Source organism: Mannheimia sp. (genome assembly GCF_056854775.1).
On sequence record NZ_JBXGGI010000092.1, the window covers coordinates 1 to 10,292 of the forward strand.

Sequence of the window (10,292 nt, forward strand, 5' to 3'; positions counted from 1 at the left end):
ACAAAAGGAAAATATGGAAAAAACAAAAATCGTACTTGCAACGAGCAATGCAGGTAAAGTGAAAGAAATGGCGGATGTCTTAGCTGAATTTGGGTTTGAGGTTATCGCCCAAAGTGAATTTGGTATTGAATCTCCGGAAGAAACAGGCTTAACCTTTGTTGAAAATGCGTTAATTAAAGCTCGATTTGCATCTAAAATAACAGGGCTTCCGGCTATTGCTGATGATTCAGGCTTAGCCGTTGAAGCATTGGGTGGTGAGCCGGGTTTATATTCTTCTCGTTATGCCGGAGAGCAAGCAACAGATGCAGATAACCGCAAAAAATTGTTAGCTGCGATGAAAGATAAAGAAAATCGTTTAGCGAAGTTTGTTAGTTGTATTGTATTGTTAAAACACGAAACAGACCCTACACCGTATATTGCATTAGGGGAATGTTTTGGCGAAATTTTAACAGAAGAAAGAGGCGAAAATGGCTTTGGTTATGACTCCCTCTTTTTCTATCCGCCTAAAAATCTGAGCTTTGCAGAGCTAGAAACCAAAGAGAAAAAAGCGATTTCACACCGAGCTATCGCATTAGCACACTTAAAAGAGCAATTAAGAGGAAACAAATAATGATTATTACCACAACACCAATCATTGAAGGCAAACAAATCATTGAATATAAAGGCTTAGTATTTGGAGAAGTCGTGTCCGGTGCGAATTTTGTACGTGATTTTTTAGCAGGTATTACCGATGTAATCGGTGGGCGTTCAGGTGCATACGAAAGCAAATTAAATTCCGCAAGGAAAGAAGCCTTATCAGAGTTAGAAAAAGAAGCGAAAAAAGTTGGTGCAAATGCCGTAGTGGGTGTTTCAATGGAATATCAATCTATGGGGGGCGACAAAGGAATGTTTATTGTGGTTGCAACAGGTACGGCGGTGGTGCTTCGCTAACTATGTTTTCGCATCAACAAGAATTACCCCCTTATTTCTGGCAAGAAAAATCACTGCTGGAAATGAATGAAGCAGAGTGGGAAGCACTTTGTGATGGTTGCGGTAAATGCTGTTATCGAAAATATATTCAAGGAAGAGGTAAGCGAGAGCGGCTTTACTACACTTCAGTTGCTTGCAATTTGTTAGATGTAAACACCGGGCGTTGTACTAATTATTCTGAACGCTTCAAAATTGAGAAAGATTGTACCAAGCTAACCAAAAAGAATTTACCTGATTTTGGCTGGCTACCGAAAACGTGTGCTTATCGCTTGCTATATGAAGGAAAGCCTTTATATGACTGGCACCCTTTGATCTCAAAAGATCCTAATTCGGTAAAAAATGCAGGCATCTTAATTTCGAACGGCATTCACGAAAAAGATGTGATTGATTGGTTTGAATTTGTGATTGATGAAGTGTAGTCTAAAAAGGCGTTTATCAAAACGCCTTTTTTATCATTATTCAGATTTTGCCATTTCAAACTCAATGAGCATCATCAAAATATGAATCACTTTAATGTGGATTTCTTGAATGCGATCTGCATAGCGGAAATGCGGCACACGAATTTCTACATCGGCAAGTCCTACCATTTCGCCGCCGTCTTTACCTGTCATTGCAATGACTTTCATTCCTTTCTCTTTTGCAACTTTAATTGCATTTAATACATTTTTAGAGTTGCCTGAGGTCGATAATCCAAATAATACATCGCCTTTTTTCCCAACTGCCTCTAAATAGCGGGAGAAAACAAACTCATAACCAAAATCATTACTTACACAGCTTAAATGACTTACATCAGAAATCGCAATTGCAGGGTAGCCTGGGCGATTTTCACGATAGCGACCTGTCAATTCTTCAGCAAAGTGCATTGCATCACAATGAGAACCACCATTGCCGCAAGAAATCACTTTCCCGCCTTGTTTAAAGCTATTCGCAATAAGTAATGCTGCTTCTTGAATGAGTTTAATATTATTTTCATCAGACATAAATTTGTCTAATACATCGGCAGCTTCTTGAAGTTCAGCTTTAATTTGTTGTAAATACATTGTTTGCTCCTTTTTGCAAAAAAATCTGTTATTAAGACCGCTTGCTCAGCCAAAAGTGCGATAAGTTTAGAAGAATCAGCTGATATTGTAAATCGGCTTAGATCAAATAACTCTCTTTTTATTGTAAACAAAAGTTTCCAAAAAGTAAAAATAGCGGTATGATCAGCGAAATTTTGCCATTGCGACGAAAGGAAAATATATGACTGCACAGCCAGAATGCTTCGAGAAGATTATTGGAAAATCTGCGAAAATCCAAGAAGTCATTATTCAAGCAAAAAAATTTGCCAATCTTAATGCACCTTTGCTGATTCAAGGCGAAACAGGCACAGGCAAAGATTTATTTGCAAAAGCTTGCCATAATTTTAGTACGCGTAAAATGCAAAAATTCATTGCGGTAAATTGTGCCGGATTACCTCAAGAAGAAGCCGAAACAGAAATGTTTGGGCATCGTGGTAATGGTAGTGAAGCGGTTGGTTTTTTTGAATATGCGAATGGCGGCACAGTTTTATTGGATTCCATCTCCGAGTTATCACTTGAAATGCAGGCAAAATTACTCCGTTTTTTAAATGATGGCTCTTTTCGCCGAGTGGGAGAAGATAAAGAAATTCAAGTTGATGTCAGAGTGATTTGCACTTCGCAAAAACCCTTATCTCAGCTCGTTGCGGAGGGCAAAGTACGGGAAGACCTTTACCACAGATTGAACGTGCTAACCCTTGATTTACCCCCATTGCGTGAGCGAAAAGAGGATATCCCATTACTGGCAGATTACTTCATTGCTCAAGTGAGCGAACAGCTCGGCGTGAGTAAATTAGAATACGACGAAGCCTTCTTGCAAGCCTTGCAAAATTATCGCTGGTCGGGCAATTTGCGTGAGCTTTACAATGTGATTTATAGAGCTTGTTCCCTTTCTCCTAGCTATCGTTTGGCAGTAAAAGATTTGAATTTGCCTGATGAGGTAGAAGATACCAATGTTGAGCCGGAAAATGCAACTTTAGAAGAGATGATGAACCAATACGAAGCTCAGCTACTGCGAAAATTTTATGCACAATATCCAAGTACACGGAAATTAGCCCAAAGGCTGGGGCTTTCCCATACAGCGGTTGCAAATAAATTGCGTCAATATGGCTTAACCAAAAATGGAAATAAAGATGAATAAACTAGTGGTCATTTTTTCAGCGGTTTTTGCAAATTTTTGTCTAAATTCGACCGCTTGTGCAGCACCGAGTATTCCTAAACCGTTATTGGAAAATAGCTTGGTTTATTGTACTACCTCATCGGGCTTCTCGTTTAATCCCCAAAAGGCAGACGTGAGTTCCAATATGAATGTGGTAACAGAGCAAATTTACGATAAGTTATTTGAATTTAACCCAAAGAAAAATCGCCTTGAGCCAGCTTTAGCCGAAAGTTATTCCATCAGTGATGATGGGTTAGTGATTACGTTACGTTTAAGAAAAAATGTAGCTTTTCACACCACAAGCTGGTTTACGCCGACCCGTAAATTAAATGCGGAAGATGTGGTTTTCTCGCTTAAGCGAATGATTGGTAAAGAAAGTGATTTACCCGAAGTTGAGACGGCAGCTGAACGTGCTTTGCACCATCAACGCCAGAACTATATTTATCAAAAAGCAACAAGCCAGATTTATTTCCCTTATTTTGAGAGTGTGGGCTTAGCCGGCAAAATTGCTAATATTAGCTCGTCTTCAAATCATATTGTGAAAATTGAATTAACCAAGCCAGATTCTTCGTTATTGGCTCATTTAGCTAGCCAATATGCGGTCATTCTTTCCAAAGAATACGCCCTGCAACTTAATGCTGATGAAAACTTGGTGCAGCTCGATCTTCTCCCTATTGGCACAGGTGTTTATCAGCTTGAAAGCTATGAAAACAATAACTATGTGAGATTAAAACCGAACAGCGATTACTGGGGGAAAAAGGCTCATATTCAAAATATGATTGTTGATTTTTCAACTGAGGCAACAGGCAGAATGGCGAAATTTTTGAATAATGAATGCAATGTAGTTGCCTTTCCTGAGCCGAGCCAACTTTCGGTTTTAACTGATGAACAATTAATTGAAAGCAAAGGGGCAAATTTAGTTTATTTAGCCTTTAATATGCAAAAAGAGATTGGACAAAATTTACCCTTACGCCAACAAATTGCGAGTAGTATTAATCGAAAACGCATAGCCGAAAAGTTATTTTATGGTACAGGCGAAGTGGCGGATAATGTGTTACCTACCGCATTATGGGCAGAAAAAAACAGCGAGAGTTACCCTTACACCTTTCCAAAACCAAGAGAACAAGCGGTCGAAAATGGTAAAAAATTTGCAAAAGATCACCGCTTGATCCTATGGGTGATTGATGAAAAACGGGTTTATAATCCACACCCAATTAAAATGGCAGAGATGATCCGTTCAGACCTTGCGGCTCAAGCGTTAGAGGTGGAAATTCGTCAAGTAAGCCGAGCCTATTTAGTGCAACAACTTGAAAGCAAAACCGCAGATTATGACTTGATTTTAGGCGGTTGGCTGGCATCAGATCTTGATCCAAACAGTTTTCTGTCTGCCTTATTAAGTTGTAAAACCGCAGATACCGTAACTAATTTATCAAATTGGTGTAATGAAGATTTTGATTTTTGGTTAGAAACGGCTCGTTTAAGTGATGATTCGGCATCGACTAACTTATTGTATGCCTTTTCACAAAAATTGCTGGAAGAGCAGTTACCGATTTTACCTTTGATTAATGCAAATCGGGTATTGGTGGTCAAAAAAGGTATTCAACAGGCAGAAATTTCGCCTTTCGGACAGGTGAAATTATCGGAACTACGTTTGAGTTCGGATAGCAAAGAAAGGAATTAGTATGCTAACAGCTTTTATCCGAAAAGTATTTCTTACTTTGATTACGCTGATTTGTCTATCTATTATCAGCTTTCATATTTTGTTACGAGATCCGCTAAATCATTTTACTGATGTAAACTGGTTCTGGGCGTATTTTAACTATCTGAAATCCTTATTAAAAGGCGATTTCGGCATTAGTTTTAGCAACGGGCAGCCACTAACCGAGCAGATTTTACAAGTATTCCCGGCGACTATTACACTTTGCTTATCGGCGTTAATACTCTCGCTTATTGTAGGTGTGCCACTCGGCTTTTTTGCGGCTACTCAGCAGAAAAATATGATTGGGAAAATGCTAAATATTTTAGGCTCACTCAGTTTAGCCGTGCCGGTATTTTGGCTGGCATTAGTGTTAATGTATTATGCTTCACTCAATCAATGGGCGATTTCTGCGATTGGGGAAATTCACCCACTTTATCCTAAACAGAGTGTAACAGGTTTTTTGTTATTGGATATTTGGTTGTCAGACAGTCCGTATAAATTAAAAATGTTACAAAGTGCGTTGCACCATTTAGCTTTACCAACCTTAGTGTTAGCGATTCCTGCAACGCTTGAAATTATGCACGTTACTCAAGCGAGAGCCGCTTATGTAATGAAGCAAAATTACATCAAAATTGCGAAAACAAGAGGCTGGACACAGTTTAGAATTTGGACAACGCATATTATTCGTAACACCTTGCCTTCACTTGTACCGATGATTGCCCGAACCTTTATTCTGATTTTTGCTTTCGGTATGTTGATTGAAAATATTTTCAGCTGGAGTGGCATTGGGCGTTGGTTAATTAATGCACTTGCTATTCAAGATTACAATGCGATTTCAGCAGGCGTTGTAGCTATTGGCGTTTTTGTATTGTTTGTGGATATGTTTACAGGCTTTATTCGGGTAGTGTTAGACCCTTCAGAGAAAAAGGATTGGTATGGCTCTTATTAAAGAACCGGAACAGTTTAGAGAAACTGAATCAATTAAAAAATTTTGGCGATATTTCCGCCAAGATAAAATCGCTCTCGGGAGTTTTTATCTGTTTTTAGTGCTACTTACGCTCGTTTTTCTCGGCAGTTTACTCGCTCCGTATAATTATAATGAACAGTTTGTGGGCTTAGAACTAATGCCTCCGTCTTGGGACGATAATGGGCAAATTCGTTACTTTCTCGGCACAGATGATTTAGGACGGGATATCCTCAGCCGAATTATGTACGGATTTTATTATACCGTTGGTTCAGCCTTGATTATTACTGTGTTGATTGCTCTCATCGGCGGTGTTATCGGCATTTTTGCAGGCTTGAAAAAAGGAAAATCGGTTTGGTTTATTAGCCATTTGTTTGATACTTTCTTATTTATGCCGATTTTGCTGATTGCGATTATTATCGCAACACTAATGGACGCCAGTTTGATGAATGCGATGTTAGCTATTTTCTTGGCAATGTTGCCGCATTTTATCCATAAAATTTATCAAGCTACCGAAAAACAATTGAAAAAAGAGTACATTGTTACTCTTAGGTTAGATGGGGCAACTCGTTGGTATTTAATCAAAGAAGTGATTATCCCTAATTTAACAGGAGTAGCAATTAAAGAACTTTCACATATTTTTGTGATTGCCGTGCTGGATATTAGTGCCTTGAGCTTTATTATGTTAGGGGCTCAAAATCCAACGCCGGAATGGGGAGCAATGATCCGAGAATCAATCGAGCTTATTTATATCGCCCCTTGGACGGTTATTCTGCCCGGCTTAGCCATTATGTTCAGCATTTTTACCATCACAATGCTTGGTACTCGATTAACCGATGTTTTTGAAAAGTACCGCAATGCGTAACTGATACAAGCGGGCATTTTTAAGAAAACTTTTACACATTAAGGAACACTATGGCATTACTGGATATTCGCCATTTAAGCATTGAAATCGACACACCAAAAGGGCGAGTGAAAATGGTGGATAACATCAATCTAACTGTTGATGAAGGCGAAATTTGCGGATTGGTCGGAGAGTCTGGCTCAGGTAAAAGTCTGATTGCGAAAGTGATCTGTGGCATTGTAAAAGATGAATGGATTGTTAGTGCAGACCGTTTTCGCTTTGATGATATTGAGTTGCTTAAACTAACCCCTAATGAACGCCGGAAATTAGTGGGCGATCATATTTCAATGGTATTCCAAGATCCACTAGCCAGCCTAGACCCAAGCCAACGTATCGGTAAACAACTAATGCAGGCGATTAATTTTAAAGGCAAATGGTGGCAATGGTTCGGCTGGAAAAAGAAAAAAGCAATTGAACTACTGCACCGTGTGGGTGTTCGGGATCATCAAGATATTATGAACAGTTACCCCGTCGATATTACTGAAGGCGAAGCACAGAAAGTAATGATAGCGATGGCGGTGGCTAATCAACCACGTTTATTAGTGGCTGATGAGCCAACTAATATTATGGAATCCACCACGCAACTGCAAATTTATCGCCTGCTTTCCAGTATGAATCAAAATCTGGGAACATCGATTTTGCTGGTTAGCAATGATATGAAAAGTATCCAAAACTGGGTGGATTCTTATAATGTGCTTTACTGTGGGCAAACGGTAGAAATTGCGGATAAAGAGAGCATTTTAGAATCTTCTTACCACCCCTACACCAGAGTGTTGCTCAACAGCTCGCCCGATTTTTCTCAACCGCTGGCGTTTAAAAGTAGTTTAAATACGCTACGAGGCTCTGTTCCAATGTTAAACGAAATGCCGATTGGCTGCCGTTTAGGACCACGTTGTCCTTTTGCTCAGAAAAAGTGTATAAACAAACCACCGTTAGTAAAAGTAAAACAACACGAATTTGCCTGCCATTTTCCGATTAATTTCAGAGAACAGAATTTGTTGAAAAATAAACTCGAAAATACGCCATTTGTGGTGGCAGAATTGAGTGAGAAGGAATAAAAACAAGCGATTTGCAAAAGTAACCTAAAATATGACCGCTTGTTATTGGCTGAGAGTTACGGGCAACATCAGCGTATCTAATACAAAGCTCAACGGTAAATCAACAACTGCCAGCACAGCTAAAATACCACCTTGTTGCATTGCTTGGAAATCTCTGGTTACACCTGCATACACGCTATAGTCTTGTTCGACCAAGCTAATCATCGTGCCACAAGCACTTAAATTAACGACCAAAGAGAGTAGGACGAGTATTTTACAAGCGGTTAATTTCATCAAAAAATCTCCAAATAAGCGGTTATTTTACGCTATTTCGCCAAAATTGCATTTGAAAAAATATTGTTTTCAGGCAGAATGTAACAGAATTTTATACTGATAATTTTAAGAGGAACTATATGCAAACTTACAATATTGCGGTGTTAGCCGGCGATGGGATCGGACCTGAGGTAATGGCTCAAGCCATCAAAGTACTTGAAGCAACGCAGCAAAAATTCGGGTTTAAATTAAATTTCAATGAATACAACATTGGCGGAGCAGCAATTGATGCACAAGGTAAAGCTCTTCCGGAAAATACATTAAAAGGTTGTGAAGAAGCAGATGCGATTTTATTTGGATCGGTAGGTGGACCAAAATGGACGCATCTACCGCCCGATGAGCAGCCTGAGCGTGGTTCATTATTGCCACTGCGTAAACATTTTTCGCTTTTCTGTAACTTACGCCCAGCGGCACTTTATCAAGGCTTAGAAAAATTCTGCCCATTGCGTGCAGATATTGCCGCAAAAGGGTTTGATATGGTGGTAGTGCGTGAATTGACAGGCGGAATTTACTTCGGTCAGCCAAAAGGCAGAGATGGCGAAGGTTCACAAACCCGTGCGTTTGATACCGAAGTGTATTATAAATATGAAATTGAACGTATCGCCCGAGTTGCGTTTGAATCTGCAATGAAACGTAAAAAACACGTTACTTCTGTAGATAAAGCGAACGTATTACAAAGCTCTATTTTATGGCGTGAAACTGTAACGGAAATTGCCAAAGAGTATCCGGAAGTTACGCTTGAGCATATGTATATTGACAATGTAACAATGCAGCTTATCAAAGCCCCTGAATCGTTCGATATTTTATTATGTTCAAACATCTTCGGCGATATTATTTCAGATGAAGCAGCAATGATTACTGGCTCAATGGGAATGTTACCTTCAGCAAGTTTAAATGAACAAGGCTTTGGTTTGTATGAACCGGCAGGCGGTTCAGCCCCTGACATCGCAGGAAAAAATATTGCCAACCCGATTGCTCAAATTTTATCAGCGGCAATGATGTTACGCTACAGCTTCAACTTAGGTGAAGCAGCAGATGCAATTGAAGCTGCAATTCAAAAAGCATTAGCAGATGGCTATCGTACCGCCGATTTAGCCGATGATAGCAAACCGCTTTCAACCTCAGAAATGGGCGATATTATTGCAAAAAATATTTTGGTATAATTCCACCATCTACAGGGGCTAATTAAATTAAAATTAGCCCCGTTCAAATAAACATTATTCAATTTAGTATTAAGGTTTAATCTATGTTGATTTCAGGTCTTTTTGTTGGGCTATTGCTTGGCATCATTTTGCAACGAGGGCAATTTTGCTTGTCTGGTCAGTTGCGTAATATTGTGTTTAAGCGTGATCTCGCTTCATTTTCTCCACTTCTCCTTGTTATTTCGGTGCAATCTGTTGGCTTTTTTCTACTTGAGCAGCAGGGGTTGATCCGATTTCCAACCTCGCCAATGCCGATTTGGGCGACCTTGTTTGGTGCATTTTTATTTGGTATTGGGATGGGGGTGGCAAACCGTTGTGTATCGGGGCAACTTTATCGTGCCGGGGAGGGAATGATTGCGGCAATCATCACGTTGATTGTGTTTGCCATTACAACGGTTGCTACTCAAACAGGTGTACTTAAGTTCTGGGTTGCTTCACAGTTAGAAACGGAAAGTTCACTTGTTACAATTCCGCAGACACTCGGTATTTCTCCTCTATTTTTGATAGTACCTCTGTGTTTGCTAACCTTTTTTGCTTTGCAAAAAAATCTTAGAAATCAACCGCTTGTTCCTCGCCAGCCATTTCAGCAAATCTGGTCTCCATACTTTACCGCACTCTCATTGGGTGTTGTCAGCATTTTAGGCTGGGTATTGAGTGCGGAAACAGGGAGAGAATTTGGTTTGAGCTTCAGTATCCCTGTTGGCAATGCCTTGCAATATCTCACACTTGGGCAACAACGCTATCTGAATTGGGGAACTTATCTTGTTATCGGCGTCGTTCTCGGTTCGTTTATCTCTGCTAAATTCTCAGGTAATTTCCGCTGGAAACCGCTTTCTACCGCTGATTTCGGTAAAAGCGTATTCGGCGGTGTGTTAATGGGTATTGGGGCGGCTCTTACCGGTGGGTGTACGATGGCAAATGCGGTTGTCGGCACAGCCTATTTCTCTTGGCAAGGGTGGATTGCAACATT

The 10,292-nt window shown here is 39.9% G+C and carries 12 protein-coding genes; 10 read left to right on the forward strand and 2 right to left on the reverse strand.

Going from position 1 to position 10,292, the window contains the following annotated elements:
* Positions 1-13 precede the first annotated feature (13 nt).
* From rdgB to ACJHV0_RS06310, 3 genes are read left to right on the forward strand one after another with little or no spacing between them, the layout of a single operon-like run.
* Positions 14-610: an RdgB/HAM1 family non-canonical purine NTP pyrophosphatase gene (rdgB, locus tag ACJHV0_RS06300; RefSeq protein ID WP_334253894.1), complete on the forward strand. Its 597-nt coding sequence runs from the start codon at positions 14-16 to the stop codon at positions 608-610.
* Entirely contained in the window at positions 610-930 is a 321-nt protein-coding gene (locus ACJHV0_RS06305) for a YbjQ family protein (RefSeq protein WP_025235864.1), read from the forward strand. Before rdgB ends, ACJHV0_RS06305 begins: the two co-directional genes overlap by 1 nt.
* A 2-nt stretch (positions 931-932) precedes the next feature.
* A complete protein-coding gene (locus tag ACJHV0_RS06310; RefSeq protein ID WP_283385962.1) occupies positions 933-1,388 on the forward strand; it encodes a YcgN family cysteine cluster protein in 456 nt (151 codons plus the stop codon).
* A 36-nt stretch (positions 1,389-1,424) separates the two neighbouring features.
* Here ACJHV0_RS06310 and lpcA read toward each other — a convergent pair whose 3' ends face one another.
* Positions 1,425-2,009, reverse strand: coding sequence for a D-sedoheptulose 7-phosphate isomerase (gene lpcA, locus ACJHV0_RS06315; protein ID WP_483133691.1), 585 nt, complete (start codon positions 2,007-2,009; stop codon positions 1,425-1,427).
* 199 nt (positions 2,010-2,208) lie between these two features.
* Here lpcA and ACJHV0_RS06320 point away from each other — a divergent pair, with 199 nt between their 5' ends.
* Genes ACJHV0_RS06320 through ACJHV0_RS06340 form a run of 5 tightly spaced genes read left to right on the forward strand, consistent with a single transcriptional unit; the run spans position 2,209 to position 7,808 of the window.
* Positions 2,209-3,165 carry a sigma 54-interacting transcriptional regulator gene (locus ACJHV0_RS06320; protein WP_025235867.1) on the forward strand — a complete coding sequence of 319 codons (957 nt, stop codon included), beginning with the start codon at positions 2,209-2,211 and terminating at the stop codon, positions 3,163-3,165.
* Complete coding sequence (locus tag ACJHV0_RS06325) at positions 3,158-4,864, forward strand: ABC transporter substrate-binding protein (protein WP_483133692.1); 1,707 nt, start codon at positions 3,158-3,160, stop codon at positions 4,862-4,864. Before ACJHV0_RS06320 ends, ACJHV0_RS06325 begins: the two co-directional genes overlap by 8 nt.
* Position 4,865: 1 nt before the next feature.
* Positions 4,866-5,831, forward strand: coding sequence for an ABC transporter permease (locus tag ACJHV0_RS06330; RefSeq protein WP_283385960.1), 966 nt, complete (start codon positions 4,866-4,868; stop codon positions 5,829-5,831).
* Positions 5,818-6,711, forward strand: coding sequence for an ABC transporter permease subunit (locus ACJHV0_RS06335; protein WP_334257125.1), 894 nt, complete (start codon positions 5,818-5,820; stop codon positions 6,709-6,711). The genes ACJHV0_RS06330 and ACJHV0_RS06335 overlap by 14 nt, the downstream gene beginning before the upstream one ends.
* Positions 6,712-6,761: 50 nt before the next feature.
* Positions 6,762-7,808: a peptide ABC transporter ATP-binding protein gene (locus tag ACJHV0_RS06340; protein WP_483133693.1), complete on the forward strand. Its 1,047-nt coding sequence runs from the start codon at positions 6,762-6,764 to the stop codon at positions 7,806-7,808.
* A 42-nt stretch (positions 7,809-7,850) separates the two neighbouring features.
* On the opposite strand, the gene ACJHV0_RS06345 is transcribed toward ACJHV0_RS06340, so the two are convergent.
* Positions 7,851-8,081, reverse strand: a complete 231-nt coding sequence (locus tag ACJHV0_RS06345; RefSeq protein ID WP_483133696.1) for a YceK/YidQ family lipoprotein — start codon at positions 8,079-8,081, stop codon at positions 7,851-7,853.
* Positions 8,082-8,200: 119 nt separating this feature from the next.
* Between ACJHV0_RS06345 and leuB the strand changes: the two genes are divergently transcribed.
* A complete protein-coding gene (gene leuB, locus ACJHV0_RS06350; protein ID WP_483133694.1) occupies positions 8,201-9,283 on the forward strand; it encodes a 3-isopropylmalate dehydrogenase in 1,083 nt (360 codons plus the stop codon).
* An 83-nt stretch (positions 9,284-9,366) separates the two neighbouring features.
* A partial coding sequence (locus ACJHV0_RS06355) for a YeeE/YedE family protein (RefSeq protein ID WP_483133695.1) occupies positions 9,367-10,292 on the forward strand: 926 nt, incomplete at its 3' end.

Bases quoted from the DNA above. Each gene is read 5' to 3' on its own strand.
- rdgB (WP_334253894.1), top strand. From the start codon at position 14: ATGGAAAAAACAAAAATCGTACTTGCAACGAGCAATGCAGGTAAAGTG.
- ACJHV0_RS06340 (WP_483133693.1), top strand. From the start codon at position 6,762: ATGGCATTACTGGATATTCGCCATTTAAGCATTGAAATCGACACACCA.
- leuB (WP_483133694.1), top strand. From the start codon at position 8,201: ATGCAAACTTACAATATTGCGGTGTTAGCCGGCGATGGGATCGGACCT.
- lpcA (WP_483133691.1), bottom strand. From the start codon at position 2,009: ATGTATTTACAACAAATTAAAGCTGAACTTCAAGAAGCTGCCGATGTA.
- ACJHV0_RS06305 (WP_025235864.1), top strand. From the start codon at position 610: ATGATTATTACCACAACACCAATCATTGAAGGCAAACAAATCATTGAA.
- ACJHV0_RS06325 (WP_483133692.1), top strand. From the start codon at position 3,158: ATGAATAAACTAGTGGTCATTTTTTCAGCGGTTTTTGCAAATTTTTGT.
- ACJHV0_RS06320 (WP_025235867.1), top strand. From the start codon at position 2,209: ATGACTGCACAGCCAGAATGCTTCGAGAAGATTATTGGAAAATCTGCG.
- ACJHV0_RS06310 (WP_283385962.1), top strand. From the start codon at position 933: ATGTTTTCGCATCAACAAGAATTACCCCCTTATTTCTGGCAAGAAAAA.
- ACJHV0_RS06345 (WP_483133696.1), bottom strand. From the start codon at position 8,081: ATGAAATTAACCGCTTGTAAAATACTCGTCCTACTCTCTTTGGTCGTT.
- ACJHV0_RS06335 (WP_334257125.1), top strand. From the start codon at position 5,818: ATGGCTCTTATTAAAGAACCGGAACAGTTTAGAGAAACTGAATCAATT.
- ACJHV0_RS06330 (WP_283385960.1), top strand. From the start codon at position 4,866: ATGCTAACAGCTTTTATCCGAAAAGTATTTCTTACTTTGATTACGCTG.